The sequence below is a fragment of the Diaphorobacter sp. JS3051 genome (genome assembly GCF_015832135.1).
In the GTDB taxonomy this organism is placed as follows: Bacteria; Pseudomonadota; Gammaproteobacteria; order Burkholderiales; family Burkholderiaceae_C; genus Diaphorobacter; species Diaphorobacter nitroreducens.
Genome location: NZ_CP065406.1, coordinates 222,185 through 244,318, shown reverse-complemented (window position 1 = coordinate 244,318; position 22,134 = coordinate 222,185). Strand labels below are relative to the sequence as shown.

21 protein-coding genes are annotated in these 22,134 nt (G+C 64.7%); 4 read left to right on the top strand and 17 right to left on the bottom strand.

Features of this window, described 5'->3' with window-relative positions:
- Positions 1-137: 137 nt before the first annotated feature.
- A complete protein-coding gene (locus I3K84_RS01215; RefSeq protein WP_034037950.1) occupies positions 138-530 on the bottom strand; it encodes a hypothetical protein in 393 nt (130 codons plus the stop codon).
- A gap of 26 nt (positions 531-556) precedes the next feature.
- Complete coding sequence (locus I3K84_RS01210) at positions 557-808, bottom strand: hypothetical protein (RefSeq protein WP_021205485.1); 252 nt, start codon at positions 806-808, stop codon at positions 557-559.
- Between I3K84_RS01210 and I3K84_RS01205 the strand changes: the two genes are divergently transcribed.
- Both I3K84_RS01205 and I3K84_RS01200 read left to right on the top strand, forming a co-directional pair.
- Complete coding sequence (locus I3K84_RS01205) at positions 807-1,112, top strand: hypothetical protein (protein WP_034037948.1); 306 nt, start codon at positions 807-809, stop codon at positions 1,110-1,112. The two genes, I3K84_RS01210 and I3K84_RS01205, sit on opposite strands and share 2 nt — an antisense overlap.
- A gap of 83 nt (positions 1,113-1,195) precedes the next feature.
- A complete protein-coding gene (locus tag I3K84_RS01200) occupies positions 1,196-3,082 on the top strand; it encodes a DUF262 domain-containing protein (protein ID WP_034037947.1) in 1,887 nt (628 codons plus the stop codon).
- Between the two features lie 494 nt (positions 3,083-3,576).
- Here the strand turns inward: I3K84_RS01200 and I3K84_RS01195 are convergent, their stop codons facing one another.
- From I3K84_RS01195 to I3K84_RS01140, 12 genes are all read right to left on the bottom strand, one after another.
- Positions 3,577-5,595, bottom strand: a complete 2,019-nt coding sequence (locus I3K84_RS01195; RefSeq protein ID WP_196995343.1) for a DNA topoisomerase III — start codon at positions 5,593-5,595, stop codon at positions 3,577-3,579.
- Between the two features lie 279 nt (positions 5,596-5,874).
- The gene (locus I3K84_RS01190; protein ID WP_196995342.1) at positions 5,875-6,324 is read right to left on the bottom strand and encodes a single-stranded DNA-binding protein; all 450 of its coding nucleotides are present in this window, start codon (positions 6,322-6,324) and stop codon (positions 5,875-5,877) included.
- The gene (locus I3K84_RS01185) at positions 6,321-6,872 is read right to left on the bottom strand and encodes a DUF3158 family protein (protein WP_009461164.1); all 552 of its coding nucleotides are present in this window, start codon (positions 6,870-6,872) and stop codon (positions 6,321-6,323) included. The genes I3K84_RS01190 and I3K84_RS01185 overlap by 4 nt, the downstream gene beginning before the upstream one ends.
- On the bottom strand, positions 6,869-7,648 hold the full coding sequence (locus I3K84_RS01180) for a PFL_4669 family integrating conjugative element protein (protein ID WP_103739048.1): 780 nt from the start codon (positions 7,646-7,648) through the stop codon (positions 6,869-6,871). The genes I3K84_RS01185 and I3K84_RS01180 overlap by 4 nt, the downstream gene beginning before the upstream one ends.
- Positions 7,649-7,837: 189 nt before the next feature.
- Positions 7,838-8,590 carry an OST-HTH/LOTUS domain-containing protein gene (locus I3K84_RS01175; protein WP_161971366.1) on the bottom strand — a complete coding sequence of 251 codons (753 nt, stop codon included), beginning with the start codon at positions 8,588-8,590 and terminating at the stop codon, positions 7,838-7,840.
- A 238-nt stretch (positions 8,591-8,828) separates the two neighbouring features.
- A complete protein-coding gene (locus I3K84_RS01170; protein WP_034038045.1) occupies positions 8,829-10,022 on the bottom strand; it encodes an STY4528 family pathogenicity island replication protein in 1,194 nt (397 codons plus the stop codon).
- A 3-nt stretch (positions 10,023-10,025) separates the two neighbouring features.
- Positions 10,026-10,586 (bottom strand): DUF2857 domain-containing protein, encoded by a 561-nt coding sequence (locus I3K84_RS01165; RefSeq protein WP_010792177.1) that lies wholly within the window; start codon positions 10,584-10,586, stop codon positions 10,026-10,028.
- Between the two features lie 19 nt (positions 10,587-10,605).
- Positions 10,606-12,249: a ParB family protein gene (locus tag I3K84_RS01160; protein ID WP_103739046.1), complete on the bottom strand. Its 1,644-nt coding sequence runs from the start codon at positions 12,247-12,249 to the stop codon at positions 10,606-10,608.
- The gene (locus I3K84_RS01155; RefSeq protein ID WP_009618214.1) at positions 12,242-12,490 is read right to left on the bottom strand and encodes a hypothetical protein; all 249 of its coding nucleotides are present in this window, start codon (positions 12,488-12,490) and stop codon (positions 12,242-12,244) included. Before I3K84_RS01155 ends, I3K84_RS01160 begins: the two co-directional genes overlap by 8 nt.
- The gene (locus I3K84_RS01150; RefSeq protein ID WP_103739045.1) at positions 12,474-13,340 is read right to left on the bottom strand and encodes a ParA family protein; all 867 of its coding nucleotides are present in this window, start codon (positions 13,338-13,340) and stop codon (positions 12,474-12,476) included. Before I3K84_RS01150 ends, I3K84_RS01155 begins: the two co-directional genes overlap by 17 nt.
- A gap of 41 nt (positions 13,341-13,381) precedes the next feature.
- Positions 13,382-13,600, bottom strand: coding sequence for an AlpA family transcriptional regulator (locus I3K84_RS01145; protein WP_041104370.1), 219 nt, complete (start codon positions 13,598-13,600; stop codon positions 13,382-13,384).
- 110 nt (positions 13,601-13,710) lie between these two features.
- A complete protein-coding gene (locus I3K84_RS01140) occupies positions 13,711-14,472 on the bottom strand; it encodes a hypothetical protein (protein ID WP_041104368.1) in 762 nt (253 codons plus the stop codon).
- Positions 14,473-15,179: 707 nt separating this feature from the next.
- Between I3K84_RS01140 and I3K84_RS01135 the strand changes: the two genes are divergently transcribed.
- Together I3K84_RS01135 and I3K84_RS01130 are read left to right on the top strand one after the other, a co-directional pair.
- Positions 15,180-15,590 carry a helix-turn-helix domain-containing protein gene (locus I3K84_RS01135; RefSeq protein ID WP_196995341.1) on the top strand — a complete coding sequence of 137 codons (411 nt, stop codon included), beginning with the start codon at positions 15,180-15,182 and terminating at the stop codon, positions 15,588-15,590.
- Positions 15,590-16,834, top strand: coding sequence for a type II toxin-antitoxin system HipA family toxin (locus I3K84_RS01130; protein ID WP_196995340.1), 1,245 nt, complete (start codon positions 15,590-15,592; stop codon positions 16,832-16,834). Before I3K84_RS01135 ends, I3K84_RS01130 begins: the two co-directional genes overlap by 1 nt.
- Before the next feature lie 21 nt (positions 16,835-16,855).
- On the opposite strand, the gene I3K84_RS01125 is transcribed toward I3K84_RS01130, so the two are convergent.
- From I3K84_RS01125 to I3K84_RS01115, 3 genes are read right to left on the bottom strand one after another with little or no spacing between them, the layout of a single operon-like run.
- Complete coding sequence (locus I3K84_RS01125) at positions 16,856-18,061, bottom strand: DUF3322 domain-containing protein (RefSeq protein ID WP_034038009.1); 1,206 nt, start codon at positions 18,059-18,061, stop codon at positions 16,856-16,858.
- The gene (locus I3K84_RS01120; protein WP_196995339.1) at positions 18,058-21,435 is read right to left on the bottom strand and encodes an ATP-binding protein; all 3,378 of its coding nucleotides are present in this window, start codon (positions 21,433-21,435) and stop codon (positions 18,058-18,060) included. The genes I3K84_RS01125 and I3K84_RS01120 overlap by 4 nt, the downstream gene beginning before the upstream one ends.
- Positions 21,432-22,106, bottom strand: coding sequence for a DUF4194 domain-containing protein (locus I3K84_RS01115; RefSeq protein WP_034038005.1), 675 nt, complete (start codon positions 22,104-22,106; stop codon positions 21,432-21,434). Before I3K84_RS01115 ends, I3K84_RS01120 begins: the two co-directional genes overlap by 4 nt.
- Between the last annotated feature and the right edge of the window lie 28 nt (positions 22,107-22,134).

Genomic DNA, 22,134 nt, shown 5'->3' with positions numbered 1-22,134 from the left:
GGCGCCGGTGAAGGTCAGTGGCTTGGAAGATTCCGGTCATGGCCGCTCCAGCGAAAAGAAGGAGGGACATGGCCCCGAGTGGTGACGCATGTCCCTCATGGGATGGGAGGAACGGGCGGTGGCTTGCCAGGCCCGGCTCACCAGCCGCTGTAGTGCAGCATCAGGTCGGCGATGACCTTGCGCCGCTCTAGGTCGAGACCGCCGAGGTCGGACAGCCCCTCGAAGCCGCAACGCTTGAGCATCGCGCCGCCCTCGCGGGCGTTGTAGAAGCTGACCATCGCGGACAGGAACATCCGCTGGCCGCTGCTCAGGACGCCGAGGGCGTCGTTGAGCATCAGCAGGTTCGGACGCAGATCCCATTTGGTGGTGGCACGCTGCAGGCCTTCGCGTGTGCCGTCGCCGAACCATTCGGCACCGGCGATGTTGACGCCGCGCTTCCACGCCTCGAAGAAGGCTTGGGGTGCGGCGGCGAAGTGCTGGTGTTCCAGCTCGATCTGATCAAGTACCTCTTGAGGCAGAGCACGGTTCATGACGGGGGGTTCCTGGTGGTTGGACATCACGGGTTGAGGCGCTGCTGCCAGCGGCCCGTTTGCAGGGCGTGCTCGGCGGCGTGGTGCGAGCGGAAGTAGCTGACCGACTCGCGCGAGACGGGACCGTCCGCATCGGCGGTGCCGATGTAATGGCCGGCCGCGCTGCACAGCACCTGCAGGGGCAGGCGCTTGCCGACGTAGGCCAGGGCCTGGTAGCCGATGGATTCGGCGCGGGCATGTTCAGCACTCAAAGGTGCCGATGCGAACGAAAGGGACATGGGTTTCTCCTGGTGGTTGAAGACCGGGAGCACCACGCCCTGTCGGGAGCGGATGCGTCCCGAAGGGTTGAACATCGAAAACACCGGCGTCGTGGCGACGCGCGTCCGCGGTGGTCGGTGCGAGGCGGACTGGATCGGTCAACGCGTCGAGGTGCGTTGCAGCCTTGAAGACCGGGGCTGCCAGGGCATGGTGCTGAAAAAATCAGCGACGCATGAACACAGCATCAAGAATCAGTCTGGTGACGTCGCGCTGAAATCCGTACTGTGCTTCGCCCAGGTTCTTCAGTACGAAGAAACGGGCTAAGCTAGATAGTTGTGCTTGCAGTACTTTCGACGGTGGAGAGAGGTGCGCGAGCGTGTTATCGGATAGGTAGGAGGGATTGCCCCGTGGATTCACGCACATTCACCATTCAGCAGATCTACCAGGATCGACGCCAGTATCGAGTGCCTTTTTACCAACGGCCCTACGTGTGGAATCGGGATGACCAATGGGGACGACTCTGGGAAGATATTCGAGACAAAGCAGAAGCGCGCTTGTTAGGCGACAAGGCCGTACCTCATTTCATGGGTGCCGTCGTGCTGGAGCCGCAGAAAAAAACCGGATTGTTAGGCGTGGAACGTCACCACATCATCGACGGTCAGCAGCGACTGACGACGATGCAGTATGTGCTGACTGCACTAACCCTCGCTCTACGAGAGTGGGGGCAACCGACGTTCCAGCCGATCATAGAAGCGTGCTTGCGCAACGGAAACCCGGAGACGATGGAGGACCGCGAGGTCGAAGCCTTCAAGTTGTGGCCGACTTTTCGAGATCGGGAGCCATATGTTCGGGCGATGACTGCCACTTCGCTGGAGGAACTTCGTGAGCGTTTTCCAGCGAGCTTCACGCAGACCGGAAACCTTCGAAAAATCGGTGTTGATCATCCGCCCGCCTTAGAGGCAATCGTTTTCTTTCGCGGAGCGATGGTTGAATGGGCAAATGAGCATAAAGATCAAGCGATCGAAGCAATCGCGATGGCACTGGCAACAGCCACTCTGACCGATCTTTCCATCGTGTGCATCTCCCTCGGCGAAGAGGACGACGCCCAGGTCATTTTCGAGACCCTCAACGGGCATGGCGCCGAGTTGCATGCCACCGATCTGATTCGCAATTTCATCTTCATGCGTGCCGGTACCAACGCAGATGATCTCTACGCCAATCTGTGGTGCCAATTTGAGTCTCCGCTATGGTCTGAGTCGCAGTCGAGGGGACGTCTAAGCCGCCCGAGATTGGAGTGGTTCGTGCAGACCGCCGTTCAGGCGGAAACCGGTGACGAGATAGATATTGGCCGCCTATATGCTGGATATCGGCGCTTCGTTGACAACTCAGCGACATTGCGTGATGCGGATGCACAGTTAGGCATGCTCAACAGGCACGCCGAACATTACCGTGCCTTGGTCACAGGTACCGGCGATTTACCTATCGGTGTATTTGGTCGTCGCATCGGCGTGTGGGATGCATCACCTGTGCATGCTCTAGCCCTGAGAGTGGCCGCGTCCTCTCTGTCCGTGGACGAGCAGTGCGAGATATTCGATTGCGTCGAGTCCTACCTGGTGCGCCGGGCTATATGTGGGCTCACTCGCAAGAACTACAACAAGGTCTTCGCTCAGCAATTAAAGAAACTCCAATCAGGCGAACTAAGTGCAACTGCATTCCGTGCCACATTGGCGGAGGGGACGGGGGAAATATCCCGCTGGCCACGCGATGAAGAATTCCGTCGCCATTGGCTGAATGGTGATGTCTACCCGGGAAGGCTCGATGCGGGAAAGTTGCGAGCAATCTTCCACCGTCTGGAAACGGCCATGCGCTCTGAAAAGAGCGAGGAGCGTGTCCCGTTGGCTTTGGATACGCTGGATATTGACCACATCTTGCCCCAGACATGGCATACGTACTGGCAGCTTCCAGACGATACACATGCGACGGCCAACGATGTATCCCAGGCTCGTATCCTTCAATATGCCCCGGATAACCTTGATGAGCGATCGAAATTGATTCTTGCGCGAGAGTCCGCGGTACCGCGCTTGGGAAATCTTACGCTCGTCCACTATGGCGTGAATCGTGCGCTTCAGAACCATGCGTATGCGCAAAAGCGCCAAGCTTTGTTCAACCACTCAAACCTGCAGCTCAATCGCGAGTTGATGCAACGAGATCAATGGGATGAGGATGCAATTCTCAAGCGGGGTGAAATGCTGTTTGAAGTTGCTCGAACTTTGTGGGCCGGCCCCGATTCATAAACCAAGCAAAAGACAATAAGGAAGGCTGGGGACAGCTGGTCTCCAGCCAAAGACAAACGCACCACCCGTGGCTTGCTTGAGCACCTTAGGCCGTCGTCAAAGCCATTCGCTGCGTCAGCAATCTCACCCGGCCCGTTTCGTGGCTGGGGCCGGCATCCTCTGGCGTGTATCCACACACAAAGGGAACCCGTTGTTCCGCCGGCGGGCACCGGCACCGAATACCGTCGACCGCAAGCGGTCTCCTGGCACCTCGCAGCCTTGCGGGCCAAGGCGTCAGGAGACCGCTCGCGGATGGACGGAAGCACTTCGATCAGCGGAATCGCGGCGAGCGCGATTCGATGGAGCAATGACCTTCTCGCCCTGCAAGCCATGATTGGCCTGAGCAGGACGCGCACACCGTTGCAGAAGGGAACGCGCGCTGGGGAGTCCCGCGGGGCGCGGGAGGTTTGCCCCGCCGTCGGCAGCAGCCAGCGTGGCAGAGGGAGACTTGGGCGTCAGTTCGCCTTGGGGCGCCGACGCCGCGGGCTGGATGCGCCGCGCTTGCCTGCCGCGGCACCTTCGACCGGCTGCGTGCCCTTGCAGTCCGGGTAGCGGCTGCACGACCAGAACGCGCCGCTCTTGCCGCTACGCTGGCGCATCGGGGCGCCGCATTGCGGGCAGTTCGGCGCGGGCGGCAGCTTGATGGCGAGCGTGGCGCTGCGGTACTGCTGCACGAGCTGGGCGACCCAGCTCGATTGCTTGGCGATGAAGGTGTCCAACGTCATCTGGCCGGCCTCGATCATGTCCAGTGCCTGCTCCCACACCGCCGTGGTCCCCGGGTCGGCGATGGCCGCCGGCACGGCGTCGATCAACGTGAAGGCCGCATCCGATGCGCGGATGGCGCGGCCTTTCTTCAAGAGACAGCCGCGGGCCAGCAGCCCGCTGATGATGTTGGCGCGCGTGGCCTCGGTGCCGATGCCCGTGGTGTCCTTCAGCTTCTGCTTCAGGCGCGGGTCAGTCACGAGCTTGGCGACGCCCTTCATGGCCTTGACCAGCTCGCCCTGCGTGTAGGGCTTGGGCGGCAGCGTCTTCAATGCCTTCAGCTCGACCTCGCCGACCTGACAGGCATCGCCAGCCTTCAACGCTGGCAATACTTGGCCGCGCCGTGCATCCTCTCCGTCCGTGTCGTCAAGGGCCGGCGCCGCCAGCACCTGGCGCCATCCGGCCGTCGCGATCTGCTTGCCGACCGCCACCAGCGACTGCCCGCCGAACGTGAGCTGCGCCACCGTCCGGTCAAACTCGTGATGCGGCAGGAACTGCGCGAGGTAGTGGGCGCGGATCAGCCGGTAGACGGCCAACTCCTTGTCGGTCATCGCCGAGAGGTTGGCTGGCTCCAGCGTGGGGATGATGCCGTGATGCGCCGTGACCTTGCCGTCGTTCCACGCTCGCGAACGCTGCTGGCGGTCCAGGCGGTCGATCAACGGCCGCAGGCTGGAATCGGTCTTGACCAGGCTGTCGAGCACGGCCGGCACCTCGGCCAGCATGCTCTCGGGCAGGTAGCCCGAATCCGAGCGCGGATACGTCGTCGCCTTGTGCGTCTCGTACAGCGCCTGGGCAATGTCCAGCGTCTCCTGCACGTCGAGGCCCAACTGCTTGGAACACACTTCCTGCAAGGTGCCGAGGTCGAACGGCAGCGGCGGGCCTTCGCGCACGCGCTCGGTCTCCACCGACAGCACCTGGGCGGTGCCGGCCGCGCGCAGGCGTTCCGCCGCCTGCTGCGCCAGAGGCTGCTGCAGGCAACGGCCGGCTTCGTCGGTGCTACCCTGCGGCGGTGTCCAGCTTGCGACAAAGGTCTGGCCTGCATGCGACAGTGCGACCTCGATGGCCCAGAACGGCACCGAGACGAAGCGCGCGATCTCGCGATCACGGTCCACGACCAGCTTGAGCGTCGGCGTCTGCACGCGCCCGACCGATAGCACGCCGTTGTAGCCGGCCTGGCGCCCGAGCAACGTGAACAGGCGGCTCAAGTTCATCCCGATCAGCCAGTCGGCACGCGATCGGGCGAGCGCGGAGAAGTACAGCGGCATCGTCTCGGCGGACGGCTTGAGCGTGCTCAGGGCCTTGCGGATCGATGCATCGTTGAGCGCCGAAAGCCACAGCCGCTGGATCGGTCCGCGGTAACCACACAGATCGATGATTTCGCGGGCGATCATTTCGCCTTCGCGGTCGGCGTCGGTCGCGATCACCAGCTCGCCCGCCTTGGCGACGAGCTGCTGCACGACGTTGAACTGCGCCGCGGTCGCCGCCTTGGGCTCGACACGCCAGCGCTCGGGAAGAATGGGCAGTTGCTCGATGGCCCAGCGCTTGTACTGCTCGCCGTAGCCTTCGGGCGGAACTGCCTCGACCAGATGACCGATGCACCAGGTCACGACGACACCCGCACCGTTGTAGCAGCCGTTGCCGCGTTGGCCGGCGCCCAGCACACGAGCGATGTCCTTGCCCTGGGACGGCTTCTCGCACAGGAACACGCGCATGAAGCCTCCTCGAAAAGTGTACGGTTCATCGGATGGCCCCAGCTTGGCCGGGCCAGCGGATGCCGGCAGCAAGGAAGCCGATTGGCGCGGACACCGCTTTGTGATCGGCAGGCGATGCGTTGCCGCAGCAGCATGCGCGCAACCGCAACGGCTGGCGCAACGGGGGCGTCGTTTCGGAAGGACGGCTGGAACCCGGTGGACCACCCTGGCGCTATCCCCTGGGGATAGCTGGTGCATGGCGGGCGTCTGACGTTTGCTACAGCCGCCCCCTGCGGGGAATCAGCCCTTGGCCTTGGTTTCCTTCGGCGCCTTCGTCCCCTTGGTTTCCTTCGCCGGCGGTACTGCGGCCTCGGGTTCCAGCGTCCTGGCGCTGAGGGTCACGGCCTGGATGCGGTACGGCAAGATGCCAATGCGGCGGGCCTCGATCTTGAAGGTCGTGCGCTCATTGTCGTCAGCGTCCTCCCATTCGTCCTTCACCGTGCGGCCTTCCACCAGAACGCGCATGCCCTTCTGGTACAGGTCTTTCCAGTGGCCGGCGTCGCGGTGCCACAGTTCCACGGGCGCCCAGAAGCCGCCGCGGTCCTCGAACTCGCCGTCCTTCTTCGGGATCGGGTTGTCGAAATAGACGTTCAGGCGCAGCAGCCGGCGCGGATCGTCGTTGCCGTTGGCGAATTCGCGGTAGGCCGGCGCAGAACCGATGTTGCCCTCGCCGACGAAGTGCGTGCTCATGGTGATTCCTTGGGGGTGGTGGATGGAACGGACGCGGCGTGCCCGTGGGCACGCCGCAGGTAAGCCGCTTCGGCCTGCGCGGCCTTGCTGGCGCACTCCTGGGCTTGGCGGCCCAGCGTGTGAAGGAGGCTGATCTGCATGTTCAGCGCGATGCGTTGCAGTTCCATCGCGTACAGGTCGTCGATCAGCGAGGCCGGCGTCGCCGGGCGGTCGAGCAGCGACTCCCACAGCGCCACGCCCATCAAGGAACGATCGTGGTTGCGCCAACGCAGGAAAGTCGTGCCTGCGCCAGTGGTCTGCTGGGCCAACTGGACATCGAGCAGCGAGAAGGGATAGGCCCGTGCCTGTTGCAGCACGCGCCGCTGCGCCAGGGCGATCAAGTCGTCGCGCAGCGCCATGCACTGGTTGGCCCAAGTCTCCAGACTTCCCTTACCTTTAAAGGGCTGTAAAAGGCCTTTTAGGTAGCCGGCGTGTTCCAGACGTTGGAAGTCCGCCTGTTCCAGCGACGTGAAGCGTACTGGTCGGCTGGCCGGGGTCGATGCCGTCATGTGCTGGCATCCTCATCATCCAACGCGGCATCGGCTGCGCGATCCTTGGTGGCCGGAGCAGCAGCATCAGCGGCCGGTGCAGCAGCCGGTGTGCCTGGCTTGCCTGTGCGGCGCGCGATGGGTGGTGCAAAGCGCGAACGGCGCGTGCCTTCCAGCACGTCCTGCGGCAGCTCGCCAAACTTTTCCAGCGCCGCATGCGCCGCGGCATTCTTTGCCGCGAAGTCGTCGCGCGTCGTGCCCGAGTAGCGATACTGTTGGGCCAGCGAGAACAGGCTGCGCAGCGCGTGCGCGCCATCGTTGAGCCAGCGCTCCAAGGTGCTGCGGTCGATCAGCGCGGTGTGGTGGGCGAGGATCAGCTTTCGCGCCAGGTCGTCGTAATCGGCCAGCAGGTACACCGCCATGAAACCGAGCTGCGCATTGACGAACAGCGGCAGCTTGACCGGCTGCACGTTCATGTTCTCGCCCAGCGACAACGCCGCAGGTACATCGGCGAGGGCCTGGACCACCTGTTCGCGCAGGGTCTGCAGGCGGGTCTTGGTGTCGGCGAGCTTGTCTTCGACCCGAAGCATCCACCAGTCCGAGTACGGGTCGTCTTGCTCGGCGCCGCGCTTCATCTTGTTCATCACGCTGATGAAGCCGTTGAGGCCGATGATGCCGGCGCGTCCTTCTGACGGTGCGCGGCCATGCCAGATGCGGGAGGCGTGGTGCGTGTGCAGCGTCAGCGACATCGCGCTACGCAGCGCCCCGAGATTCAATTGCAGGGGTTCATTGGCCATGAGTGACGACTCGCGGTAAGGGAACGAGTCGCCAGCATCGGCACCAGCCGGAAGACCGTCAGTCAACAAACCGCAGCCCATGCGCGCCCGGTTTGTTCCGCGCGGAAGGCTGTGGGTGCTGCCTATCCCCTGGGGATAGCGCGGCGGACTTGTTCGCGACTCGCGCGAACTTGGGGCCGCGTTGTGGGCCTATGCCTCGCGAGGTCTGTACCAGGCGGCCCGTTGCCCCTCCACCTCACGGTAGCGAAGCTCGAACAGGCGGCACTCGTGCACCACCTGCCGCCAACTGCTGCAGCCGTACTTGGCTGGAAGCTGCTCGGGATGCTGGTCCGCGATCCACCGGCCAGCGGCGGCAATCGGTGTCCAGCCCTCGACGGCCAACTGCGCGGCGGCCTCGCGCAGCGCGCGAACGATGCCGGCGGCCGGCCAGTCCACCGTGCCGTCCGGCGCGATGCCATTGACCACCAGGTCGTGGAACACATCCGACTGGACGAACTCCGCTGCCAGGCGCCGCGCCTGATCCATGTGCTCGGCCCAGCCGCGCAGCTGCTCAAAGTGTTGATCGATGCGCGTGTAGGCGGAACCGAGTTCGTCCTGTGCAGCGCGACACCCGTCCACGGTCCATAGATCGTGCTGGTCGATGAAGTGGTGCACCAGGGTGTTGCGCAGCGATACCAGGTCTTTGAGGTCGGCCTGGGTTTTCGCGTAGTCCTGCGCAGACAGGCTCAGTTGCACGCGCGTGCGAAAGGAAATCACGTCGCCGGGAAGATCGTCGTCGCGCTCCTCGCCGCTATTTCTATCGGTGACGACATACGAACCAAACAGTTGTCCGACCAACGTGCCCAGGGTCTTGGTCGCCGCATCTTCAATCCGCGCTGCGCGAATGGCCTCCAGCGAATGCGCCGGGCCTGAAATCTCGTGGTGGGCCACGATGGCTTTCATGAGGCGCTCGTATTGTTGAAGGCGCAACAGGCATCTGCCCAGCAAGCGCTGAACGTCTCGCTGTAGTGGTTGCAGTGCGTTTGTGGCTGGGGAAGTCGTCATGTCCGTCGTCGGCCGGGCTCGTGCGTGGCAGTCCGCGTCTGATTCAAAGGCGACAGTTTCGCCTGTCATTCGGCGGGCGACAATCGCGCGCTGCGGAAAGATGTCTGTTCCAGCTATCCCCTGGGGATAGTCAACATCAGCGATCACGCAAGGCTTCTCGGAGCTGCGCCAGGTAGGCACGTGCCACCTCGGGGTCGGCCGCACGGGATGCCGGCGGTGACGATGGCGCAGGTGGCGGGGGCGCTGGCGGTGCCGATGCACTTTCTCCGGCCCAGGCCTTGAACTCCCCGCGCAGTGCTTTCTGGATGATGCCGAACAGATATCCGGCCGGATTGCGCACAGCGCTGTTGCGGCAGCGTGCCTCCCACTCGTCGAGCACGGCCTGCCGCTGCGCTTCGTCCACCTGCTGCAGCGCCACCAGCGCGCCGGCCTGCTGTTCGTCCTTCAAGCGCAGGAAACGCTCCGGCAGCCGCAGGTTCTGCAAGGCCCTCGCGCGCGGTACTGTACGTACTTCATTTGTACGATCATTACGTACTGTACGGTCCTCCTTCGGAATCCGAAGAGAGCCGTCCGGCGCGGGTTTCGGCCCTGCTTCGGATTCCGAAGACGGGCGTGCGCCATTCCGAAGCAGGGCTTCCTGGCCTTCTTCGGATTCGTGGTCCGCACCCTCCTGTGGATAACCTGGCGTCGTCCAGCCATGCCGCACCATGCGCTGCGCGAGCACCTGCAAGCGGGTCGGCAGTGTGCGCCCGCTGAGCAGCGGGTCTTCAGCGATCTCCCGCAGCGTGTTCATGCCCACGACCTGCACCGCCTTCGCCGCGTGCGCGAGCGCTTGGCTCACCAGGCCCAGATAGTCGGGGTCGAGCTGCATCGCCTCGAAGGGCGACAGCGGTTCGTCGTGCAGCACGTAGAGGTTCCCCTGGATGCGGCCGGTCTTGGGATCGCGCCGCCGCCGCACCAGGCTGAGCCAGCGCGTCAGCCGCAGCAGCGTCAAGGCGCGCGCCACGGTCTCGTGCGAGGCTTGCGCCGCACAGGGCATGGACGCCAGATAGGGGCGGAGTTGGTCGTAGGTGGGAAAGGCGGTCACGCCGTCGTCGTTGAGCTGCAGGCGGAACACCTGCCAGGCATTGCGCTCCAGCGGCGTCAGGCGCCGGTCGAGGAACAGCGCGCGCGGCACGCTCTCGTGCCGGTTGCCGCTGTAGAGAAAGCCGTCCTGGCTCGCCGCCATGCCCTGCGCCGGTTCCTTCGGCTCAAGGTGCCGCAGTGCCTCGTCGAACAACGCCGACAGCGCAACCGGGCCATCACGCCTTGGAGCGTCGCCCGTCATCATGACCTACACCAGCCCCTGGTCGACCCAGTTCCGTATCGCCGACCAGATCACCGACATGGGCAGGGTCATGGCCTCGGCCAGGTCCATGGTCAGCGCCAGCATCGCCATGTCGTCGTTCAGTGCGATGTGCCGCTCCGTGATGCCGGCCTTCCAGCGTTCCCACAGGGCCACGTCCTGCGCCTCGTCGAGCACCGGATGCCGGCCCTTGCGCTTGGGCAGTCCGAGGATGTCGCGGCGCAGCGCCACTTCTTGATGCGTGAGGCCGTAGAACTTGCTGACCATCTCCGTGCTCGCTCCCAGGCGCAGCATGCGGTCCACCGTGGCGATCTCCCGCTCCACGTCGTGCACCTGGCTCAGCAGCCGCTTCAACACTTCCCGGTTCACCGACACCGAGCACCACGACACCGTGGCATTCACCAGCATGCTCACGAGTTCGGGGTGCTTTAGCGCATCCAGCTCCTCCTCGCCGAAGCCCATCGCCTTGCAGCGGCGCAACTGCCCGTTGCGCAGGTCATGCAGCGCCTGGGCGATCACGGCCTGGTTGAGCGGGTGCGGTGCCGACATGCGGGAGCCTCCTGCGCGCTCAGGATGCCTGGCCCGCTTCGCCGGCTTGCAGGTCCAGCAACCGGCGCGCCAGGCGCAGCAGACGGAACAGCTTCACCAGCCCGGCATCGCTCAGGCGCGTGACCAAGCCGCCGTGACCATGCAGCAGCGGCCCAAGGTCATCGGCCAGCCGCGCGCTGTCCAGCCCGGTCGCGGGTGCCGGCGCGGTGCTCAGCGCGTGCAGCAGGGTCAGCATCGCACGCGCGAACGCCGGCAGCGCCTTCGCCTGGCCCACGGCCGGCGTCACGCAGACGAAGCCGATGCCGCCATCGCTGGCTTCGATGTGGTCGGCCACCGCCGCTTCCCCCGCGATCTCGCGAGCGAACTGCGCGATATGCACGCGCAGGCGATCCGGCACGTCCAGGCCCGGCTCGATGTACCAGACATCCGAGATGGGAAAGAGCCCGCCAACCTGCACCGGGATCGCACGCAGCGCATCTGCCTCAAAGTCGGGTAGCTTGTCGCCGAGCTGATCCGCGACCATCCGCTGGATGGACTGCAGGCGCTCGGTGGTCGGGGCCGGCGTCACGATGTGCCCCTGCAGGCGCTCGTCGCGCTGCCCGTCCCGGGCGTTTGGTGCAGCGGCAGGTGGTGCCGAGGGTGTCTCTGCCGGTGGCGCGACGGGCGAGGTGTCCCGTGGCGTTGGCGCCGCGGGCGGCAGTTGCGGCGTGATGGCTGGCGCCGCAGGTGCGACAGGCGTTGCCGGGTTCGGCGCGGCCGGCTCGCTGGTCAATGCTCGCTGACGGCTTTCGCTGTCATCGACCTCCAATGCCAGCGTGTCGTAGTCCGCTTCCAGCAGCTCGGCCATCTGACCCACCAGTTCGTCCTGCACGCGCTGGGGCGAGAAGCCCTCCGGCCGCGTGTCGAACTGCGACAGCACATCCTGAAACAGCGAAGCGAAGTCCACGGTCAGCGGCCGGCCCAGCGCACGCCGCTCCCAGGTGCGCTCGCACGCCTTGCGCAGCACTGCGAGCCGGTCCACCTGATGCCGGCCCAATCCGCCGTACAACAGCGTCGGGATCGCCGGCAGCAGATAGCGCACCGCATCGTTCATGCGGCTGATGTGTGACTGCGGCACCGGATAGCCGTCGGCAGTCAGCCGCCGCGCGAGTTCGCTCTGCGACAGCGCCTGGCCGCTTTCCTGCTCGTAGAACTCGCGCGCCTTCTCGATGCCCAAGGCCCGCTCGATGAAGGTCAGCCCGCCGCGCAGCTCGTTCTCGGCCAGATGCCCGGTCAGCGCCACGATTTCGCCGCGCGCCGGCCACGGGCGGAACAGGCACGCAATGCGGAAGAAGCGTTCCTCCTTGGTCTCGCTCCACAATTCGCGCAGGATGGCGAGCCGCGTATTACCACCGTTCCTGATGATGTAGTGCGCCTCGCCCGGCCGGCGCGTGATCGCGGGCGGTGCGTCCAGCCCGCGCTCGCGGATAGAGGTTTTGATTTCCTCATAGGCCGGGTTGCGCGTCACGCGTGGGTCATGTTCATAGGGACGCAGCTCGTCCAGCGTCACCACCATCGGTGTGTCGGCGATGGGGTCGGTCAACGCCGCGGCCGAAGGACCGTTGCGTTCGAAGCCCTTGGCCAGCAGCTTGGCGGCCATGTCCTGCGGCGTCGGATCAGCCATCGCTGCTCTCCCGAGATGCCGTCAGTGCCTGTCGATCGGCGCGGCGAAGCTGCGCGCGTGCGTTTCGACTAGCGCGGTGATCGCTCGCAGTCGAGCTGGTATAGATCGCGGCGCAGCCGGGCTTGGTGAACATCAGGTGCCCGCCGCGCGTGCGTTTCACGTGCCAACCTTCGCCCAGCGCGAACTCGATCAGCGCACGCAGTCGCGCATGGCCGCGGGCCAGTTCATGCGCGTTCGCCATGACTGGCTCCCCCTGCGCGGCCTCTGCCGGTAACGCACGCAAAGCGCTCCCGCCATGCCGGGAACAGCTCGCCAGCCAGCGCACGCATCGTCTCCAACGCCGCAGGTGCAGTGCGGCCCACCGGCTGCCGGTACTCGACGCGATGCACTGGCAGTCCCCGTGTTGCGGCACGTGGGTAGGCTTCGATGGCCGGGACGTCGGTGTTCAGGACCTGTATGCCAGCGTGCGCCTGGAACACTTGTCGCAGGGCCTGCTGGATCAGTCGGGCGTTCGACGAAACCGGATGCACACGGTTGATGAGCAAGCGCAGTGGCGGTGGCTCGATGCCGAAGTGCCGATACGGAGCGATGTCCTCGATCAGTTGCAGCGTGCCGCGCCTCAGCTCGCGCGCCGCCAGGATTTCCGGCGTCACCGGTGACAGCGCCAGGCTGGAGGCCAGTACCGCCATCTCCAGCAGCACACTGCGCGCTCCCTGGGTATCGATCAGCAGCAGGTCATAGTGCGACGCCAGCGCGGGAAGCAGGTGACGCAGGCGTAGCCGACCGTCGGGTGCGTGCAGCAGCAGTGTGTTCAGTTCGCCGCGGTGGTCATTCGACACCACCAGGTCGAGACCCGCCACAGCGGTCTGCGAAGCCAATTGCTCGATACGCTGCTCGTTGAAGGCCAGCATCTCGTAGATGCCGGCAGGCGCATGCGTGCCGAGCGTGAAGTAGCTCGACAAGGTGGGTTGTACGTCCAGGTCCAGCAGCAGCACGCGCAGTCCCGCATCGGCGATGAAGCCGCCCAGGTTCGCCGCGGTGGTCGTCTTGCCGACGCCACCCTTGGTCGAAATGATGGATACCACCTGCATGGCGCGACTCCTCGTGGAAGGGATTCCGGCGCAGCGCGGGCTCACGCCCGTTCCCTGAGTCGATCGGTGATCCACTGATCGATCTCCACCGAATCCCAGCCGATGGCGCGTACCCCGAGGCGCAGGGGCTTGGGAAACTTGCCCACCTTGATCAGGTTGTAGATGTGGGCGCGTTTGAAGCCGGTCTTGGCCTCGACTTCCGCGCGGCGCAGGATGCGGTGTTCGTTCGGCGTCGCGGTGGCGATGGTCTGGGCAGTCACGAGGGACACTCCTTGGCGCTGTGTAGCGGCGGTGATGGAAGTGCCTCGTATTCAATAGCGCGGTTCCCGCGCAGTCACCGCAAGTGCAGGCGCGCCGTCTGCACTTGCAGTCAGCGGTCCTGGGTGGCGAGATGACGCTTGGCTGCCGAGAACTTCGCCCACAGCGTTCGCTCGCTGATCCCAGACTTGTCGCCGTAGTGGGCAACCAGCGCACTGATGACCGATTCCAGCGTCTCGAAGGACGAATAGGGAACGCCATTGGGCGACTTGCCCAGCAGCAGGGTCAGAAGACCGCCAACGATGTTCAGGTAGGTGGACTCACTGCGGGCGCCCGGCATCCCGGACCGCTTCTCGCGCTCCGTGCGCGCCTGGTGCTCCTGGCTGAGCGTCTGGAACTGGGCATAGAGCGCATCCCAGGCTTGCACCCTGTCGGCAAGCTGGAGCTTGAGCGCCTCGCGATCCATGACCAGTGCCTGCACGGCTTCGACACTGACGGCCGGATGCAGGTGACGCTCGAAGGCATCGAACAGGAAGGCCGGTCGCTGGTCGGGATAGAAGCGGATCATCCAGGCCTTCAGATCGACGTGGCGGATCGTGAGGCCGGGGTCATCGAGCAAGGCGGGGTCGTTGCTCGTGATGCCATCCTTGCCGTAGGGAAGGTCGAGATGCAACAGTGCGTCGTAGATCCGTTCCGCGTTCAGGCGAAGCTGTGGCCAGCGCGCCAGTTCGGGGTGCTCCGGCAAGCGGTTCATCCCCTTGGCGACATCGAGGATGCGGCGCTCGAAACGCGACAGCCCCGCCCACTGGATGGCCGCCTCGATCGGACGGTAGAAGACCTTGGCTTGGGGGCCGGATGAAGGTGGCTTTCGCATGGCTGCTCCCTGCTGGTACCCGGATTCAGGACATCTGTTTCCCTCGTTGATTGGAATCGCTGCCGGGACGCGCCTTCACGGCGCGAGACGGTGGCGGCTTGGCTTGTGGGAAAGGCCGGAATGACGGATGTTCACCAGAGCAGCCGCCTGTCGATATGGCGCTTGTCCACCAGTACCGAGCCTCTGCGTGGCGGTATGCTTCAATGGGTTGACTGCCCATGGCAGGATGGCTCGATAACGAGGTTTTGCTACAGACGCCATCGTGGCGAAAGACGGATTCGGTCTTCTTGCATTCGAGCCTGGGCGTTACCGGCGTGCAAGACAGCGACGGTCTATCAGCAGACGCAGTGCGGGCGGAAACAGGTGTGGCGATGCCGCCTCAACGGGGTGCGGCGAGGTTTCGGGCAAGACGCGAGAGGTCTGCCTCCAGATCGACAAAGCATGACGCCCCGCTTCTCTCACTCGTGCGCAGGAGCCGTTTGGTGGCTCCTGCGAACAATCGAGCGGTGACGAGGTGAGATCACCTGCCGGATTTCATCGGGAGTTGGTAGCCCGGTGATACCTCTCACGAACAGGACCGCTAGCAATGGCGCGGCGCGGTCACCAGAACTGCAAGGGGCAGGCATTGTTGGGTTGACTGCCTTCCATTTTTGCATTCAAATATGAACGTTTACTTGGAAAATAAACTCATATTTGAGGCCCTAGAGATGTCTTCTTCCGAGCAAAAGCGCTCTGGTGCGCTGGTGGCGATGCCGCAGCCCGTCGCGCGTGCGCTGCGCCGCCTGGGGCAGGACATCTCGGCGGCGCGGCGCATGCGCCGCCTGAGCCAGGAAGACCTTGCTCAGCGCATCGGCACGTCCCTGAGCACCGTCAGGCGCATGGAAGATGGCTATCCCGGCACCGCGCTGCACACCTTCCTCCGCGCGCTGCATGTGCTGGGCCGGCTCGATGACCTGGCCCAGGCGATGACCCTGGAGAACGATGCGCTCGGCATGGAACTGGTGCGGGAGCAACTGCCGCAGCGGGTACGCACCTCTGCCGGCAGGAAGCGGCAGGCAGCGCCCGTCGTCGACAAAGGCGATGCGCCCGCGCCTGCCGATGACCTGGAGGGCTTCTGATGGCAACGCCTCGGCCCACGCGACGTTCGGATCTCGAAGTCCACCTGGGGGCGAGTGGCTTGGTCGTGGGGCGCCTGCATCTTGGCAGCGGCCGGCGCAGCGCGTTCAGCTACGACGAAGGCTGGCTGCGGGATGCCCGTTTCTTCACGCTGTCGCCCGATCTCCAGCCGGTGGCCGGCGTGCAGCATCCCCGGCAGGTGTTCTTCCTCGCGCTGGAGGACACCGCGCCCGACGCCTGGGGCGAGCGCGTGATCCGGCGCGCCCATGCCAGGCTGCGGCAGGAAGACCGCGATACGCCCGCATTGGACCCCGTGGACTTCGTGATGTGGGTGGACGACGAGGCGCGTGTCGGCGCGCTGCGTTTGTTCGATCCGCAGGCCGGCGTCTACCTGCGCGCCGGCGGACCCCACCGGCATGTGCCGCCACTGGTGGAACTGGACAAGGTGCTGCAGGCGACGCGCGCCCTGGAGGACGGCACGGAGAGCGCGCAGGACCTGCGTTACCTGCTCGGGCAAGGCACGTCGCTGGGCGGCGCCAGGCCCAAATCCACGGTGCGGGATAACGACGGCCGGCTGGCGGTGGGCAAGTTTCCCAGTCAGGCGGACCGGCGCGACGTGATCCGCGGCGAAGTGCTGGCCATGCAACTGGCGGCCAGGGCCGGCATTCGCGCGGCGCCGGCCCGCGTGGAAATGATCGGCGGCAAGGCGGTCGCCATCATCCGGCGTTTCGATCGCACCGACGATGGAGGCCGCATCCCTTACGTGTCGGCTGCGACGATGCTCCAGTCCGATGGCCGCGATGCGACGCATGCCTACACCGAACTGGTGGATGTGCTGCTCCAGTCGGGCGCCGATCCGATCGCCGACATCCATGAGCTGTGGCGGCGGCTGGTCTTCAACTTCCTGATCTGCAACACCGACGACCACCTGCGCAACACAGGATTCCTGTACGACGCACGCCAGCGCGGCTGGCGCCTGTCGCCGGCCTTCGACCTGAACCCGATGCCGGGCGACCGCCGGGAGAGCAAGACGTGGTTGACCGAGGATACTGGCGTCATCGACAGCCATGACATGCTGATGGCCGCCGCGTCGTATTTCCGGCTGGATGCTGCGCAAGCGCAGGCGATCTGGAGCGAAGTGGCCCAGGCCGTGGCGGGCTGGCGTGCATTGGCCCGGGGATTGGGCATGCGCGGCACCGACCTGCTGGATTTCGAGCCGGCGTTCGTCGAATCGACCACGCCCTGACGACATCGGCAGGACATACCGCTACGGCCGAGAATCATCTTGAACTGTTGTCGCCAACGCCGCGCATAGCGAGCGATAGCCGATGCGTTCCTGTTCCAGCCGCAGCTGTGGCCGGATTCGGTCATTACGCAAGTCGTCGTAGAGAGCGGCTTCCTCATCGATCAGTCGGGACAAGGGCAGCGTATGGCGTTTGTCGAGGGGCTCCTCACCCCATTGAGGTGCGTGGGCCATCAGGGTAGAGCGGTCCATGAGGAACGAAGCGGCTAGCGGGAAATACTTTCGCAGGCTGTCCAGAATGGCAAAGCCATGGGTATCGATGTCTCCCCAATAGTGCAGAGAGGCGCGATGCAGCCAGTTGGCTCGGGCGAGCGCTCCCCAGCCATAGCCGGCACCGAACACGACGATGGCACTGGAGACCGGTGGGAATGCCAGGAAGTTCACCTCGTTTTCGGTGATGAAAACACGCTGCGCAGGCAAGGTGAGCGTGGCGAAGCTGTCCTCATCCAGGGTGATGTCGGTCAGTCCCGTGCAGCCGGGAAGCTGGGGCAGTTGCGGATCGAGCAAGCGCAGGCGGATGCGGACGGGCTTGCCGAGAAAGCCGTAGCGACGGGCAAACCCCGCCATCCCGGCCGCAGCGTGGTCGATGGCTTCCGGCGGCAAAGCCAGATCCAGCCACTGAGCCAGCGTACCGCGATGGGCTTCGATAAACTTGCTGTCCACGCCCGGCGCGTCGACCTGCCGAAGATAGACGCCGGGGCGCGGATGGGCTTGCACCCAGGCCACCACGGCCAGCAGGCGTGGCCAGTGTTCGGCCAGCGCCAAGGTCTGCAGCGGCGATCTGTGCAGCCACGGCAGCAGGGCGGGTTGCGCTTCGGCAGTGTGCTGCCAGAGCGCCTGGAACCGGTGGGCATCGCCTGTCTTGCCGATCATCGCCAGCGCGTCTTCCAGCGTATCGATCCAGAGCGTGTCCGGCAGGCGCTGCCGGCCCTGCACCCGGTGCGTCCACTCGCGCCATTCAATGCGCACGCATGGCGTGGCGCTGATGTCGCGCACCCAGCCGCGCACGGCATCGAAACGGTTGCTGAGGTCGGCGGTGGACGGCGACTTTAGCGACAGCCGCAACGGCCAGCCCAGCGTGCCGTCGCCGACCACGGCACGCAGCAACTCGCCGCGCCGCCACAGCCGCTCGACCTGCGCACGAAGGTCGGCGGGCTGGCTCCATGTCATACAGCGCCTCCCGTGGCAGCAGCCTTCTGTGCCCGGTACTCTTCGATGCTCAGGTTGCGCAGCCGCGACTCACGGCCGCCCTCGTTGTGCACGAAGCCGACGCTGGACACGTAGGGCTCAATGATGTGGATCTTTTGCAGCGGCGTAATGATCAGCAGTTGCAGGTTGAGCTGGCGGAACAGTTCCAGCCCATACTGGGCCGATTCGTCCGAGCCGCGCCCGAAGGCTTCGTCGATCACGACAAAACGGAATGAGCGCGAGCGCACCGCACCCCATTCCAGGCCGAACTGGTAGGCCAGGCTGGCGGCCAGCACGGTATAGGCCAGCTTTTCCTTCTGCCCGCCGGATTTGCCGCCGGAGTCGGAGTAGTGCTCATGTTCGGCATCGTCTTCGCGCCAGCGCTCGCTGGCGGAAAACAGGAAGCCGTTGCGCACGTCGGTCACCTTCTGCATCCAGCGCCGGTCGATCTCGGCCAGGCCCTCACGCCCCCGGAAGCGGTCGATGATGGCCTTGACCTGCAGGAACTTGGTCTCCGAATACTGTTCGTCTTCCGAGCCGCTCAGCGCGCCTTCGGTGCAGGCACGTAGATCCTGCAGGAAGTCGCGGATCTCCGCATCGGGGCTGGGCTGCGCCAGCAGCCGGATGTAGCGCCCGGGGTTGTAGTCGATCACCTGCAAGGATTGGTTGATGACATCGACCCGCTCCTTGATCGTTTCCCGCTCGCGCGCGAGCTGGGCGTTGAAATTGGCGATCTCGTTGATGGTATTGACGTTGAGCAACTCCTTGAAACGCGCTTCGAAGCGCGGCAGGTCGTCGTGCTGCAAATCCTTCATCAATCGCTCGAACTCGGGCAGCGCGGCCAGGCTTATGTCGATCTCGGCGGTCTCTGCCTTGAAGGCCTCCTTGAAACCGCGCATGGCGTTGATGATGCGTTCGGTCAGGCGCGAGAGACGCTTGTCTTCGGCATCGATGCGCGCCTGCAAGCCGTTGCGCACGTCCTGTTCGCGGTTGTCGCAGGATTCCACCGAGAGCTGGTGGTCGCCCAGGACTTCGGCGCGCCAGCCTTCTAGAGATTGCAGCAACACATCGTCGAGTGCGGCTTGCGCTTGGATTTCGAGAGCCTGCGCATACTGTGCCTGGGCAGTTTCGTGCTTGCTGCGGGTTTCTCCGCGTTTGCCTTGTGCCTCGCCAAGATCGCCTTCGATCTCCTTCAGGCGCTCAACGACCTGCGCCAATTGGCTTTCCAGTTCCCGCAGGGTATCGGAGGCCTCCTTGAGGCGGTCGCGTTCATCGGTCAGCCGGGCAATCTCGCGCGCCGGTGCCTGCCAGTCGATCTCGCTGTAGCGGGTGAAGACTTCGAGTTTGGCCAAGGCCTCCAGTTGCGCCTGGCATTGCCCGCGCAATCGCTGTGTGTTGGCAATGCGCAGACCAATGTCGCCCAGTCGCTGCTCCAGGCCCTCGCGTTCGTCACGCAAGGTGCGCAGCTTGTCGGCGTTGCTCCAGCCCAGCACGTAGCGACTGCGGTCGTCGATGCGGCGGCGGTCGTCCTTTTCGTGGCGTCCGCTCGGGTCCTTGATCTGTCCAGCGCGCGTGATGGCGCGGGTCTCGCGGCGGAACTGCTCCGTGCTGTCGCAACAGGCCAGGTCGAAGCGGTGGTGCAGTTCGCGTTCCAGCCAGTCGTAGTGCGGCGTGTCGGGCTTGATGAGCAGCTTGCGCACCAGCGATTGGGGATGCAGGCTGATGGCCTGGGTGGGCTTGCGCGCACGAACGTGGAAGTACACCAGCCGCGTGCCCAGGTGCTGGCGTTCCACCCAATCGGCCACGTCCTTGTAGTGCGCATCCGGCACCAGCAGGGACAGGCCGAAGCCATGCAGCAGGCGTTCGGCCGCGCCCTCCCAGTCGCGCTCGTCCTCACGCACCTGGATCAGTTCACCGGCAAAGGGCAGGTCTTCCTCGGCGATGGACAAGGCGGCGCACAATGCGGCGCGGATGCGTACCTGGGCCGCATCGATATTGCTTTTTCGACGCGCAAGGCTGTCGATCTCGTCGCTGAGCGCTTTGTGTTCTTCCTGACCCCGCCGCAGCGCATATCCGTCTTCATTGATCTGCGTATCGTGGTCCGCAATGCTTGTGCGCAGCGCTTCGGCGTGTTCTCCGATGGTGGATCTTTGTGTCATGAAAGCAGCTTCGTCTCCCGGCGCTGCTTCTCCAATGCGCGTCAATAGCGTGGTGTAGGCGTCCGCTTTCTCCTGCCGTTGCTGTTTCTCTGCCTCCTGCTGCTGAATGGCGACAGCGAGTTGTTGCAGTCGGTCGCCGCCGTTCTCGCGCAGTGCGCCTTCGAGCTTCCCCTGCTCGATTCGGGCGTTGTCTCGTTGCTCTCCCAGTTGCTTGATGCGGGCATCCCAGCGGGTCGCATCCTGGGTCAACAATTCCAGGCGCCTCTCCAGCAGTGCTGCCTTCAAGCCGGCGAAGTACGGGCGTAGTGCATCGCGTCCTTCGCGCAATGCCTGGATCTCGGCGGCTATTTGCCCGTGGCGACGGCCATCCTCCACCAGCGGAGTCAACAACTCGATCTGGCGCTTTGCCTTGAGTACCGACTGGTGGGCGCGGTCGAGGTCATCGAAGTGGCCGAGCAGTGCCTCGATGCGCCCCCCCACGTCGAACGGTTCGAGCATGTGGCTGCGCACGAAATCGGTCAGATTGCCAACCGATTTCATGGAAACCGTCTGATGGAACAGTTCCAGCGCCTGCTCGTGCTCGATGCCGAAGCGGCGGCGGAACCAGGCGCCGTAGGGCGGGAAGCTGTCGTTCAGTTCGCAGCCCATCGCGCGTAACTTCTTGCGCAGGCCGTTGATGTCGCTGCCGAATCCGGAAAAGTGCTCGGTGATGGACAGTTCCCGCTCTACAGTCACGAACAAGCGCGCGGGCTGGCCCTGTGGTTCGCGAAACCAGAATACTTGCGCCAGTGTGATCGCCTGGCCGTAGCCTTCGTTACGGAAGACACCCAGAATCACGCTGTAGCTGGTGGTGTCGCGTAACGCCACCGGGCGGGCGCTGCCGGTGGTCTCAACGCGCTCGCTCTTGTAATGGCCCAGCACGTAGGACCGCAGTGATCGCTCACGCGTCTCGGCGCCCGCGGCCTTGTTGTAGGCGATGCGTTGCGCTGGCACCAGCAGCGTGGTGACGGCATCGACCAGGGTGGATTTGCCCGAACCGATGTCGCCAGTGAGCAGGCCGTTACGCCCATCGAGTTCATAGCGCCAGACGCGCCGGTCGAATGTGCCCCAGTTCAGAACTTCCAGCCGCTGCAGGCGAAAGCCGACGCGGCTGTCGTCGGCCACGAAATCGAGCTCCTGTGGCGAAAAATTGTTCATCGGCCGGCATCCTTGTCGCGATCGGTACGTGACAATGCGGTGCGATAGCCCTCCAGGCGCGCATCGAAGTCGGCCAGCCACTGTGCATCGACGAACGCCTTGAGGATGCGCCCCACCTCGTAGCGAGGTGCCTGCTGAGCTGCGCCGGCAGCGGGCTTGAGCTTGCGCAGATAACCCAGTTCCACCACCTTGGTGATGGTCGAATCCACTTGGTCGATAAGGCGCGCCTCGTTGGTGCCGTCCGGCAGGAATACGCGCATCAATTCGGCGATCTCCTCGCGTGACAGCACCAGCCGGGTATCGCCGCCGCTGGCGTCGGCTTCGGCCATGCGCTTGCGCAGCAAGGCCAGCATCAGGCTGACCGGGTAGGACAGCGGCCGTCGCGCGATCAGGCGTGGCGGACGAGGTGTGGCGTCAGCATGCTCCGGCTCCGGCTGGCTTTTGAAGAAGGCGTACCCCTCGGCTTCGTCCAGTACCAGATCCAGCAACAACACCGCCGCCTGCTCCCGCACCCGCGCTTGCAGGCTCAACAGGCTGGCCCATAGGCGCTCGTCGTCCTGACGGTACAACACGCCCTTGAGCAAATGCACCATCAGTTGCGAGAGTTCCGCTACAACGGGCGGGCGCGACTCAATGCCGCCTTCTGGATCATCCTGGTGCATATCGTTCATGGGTCTCCGCTCTATCCGTCGCAGCTTG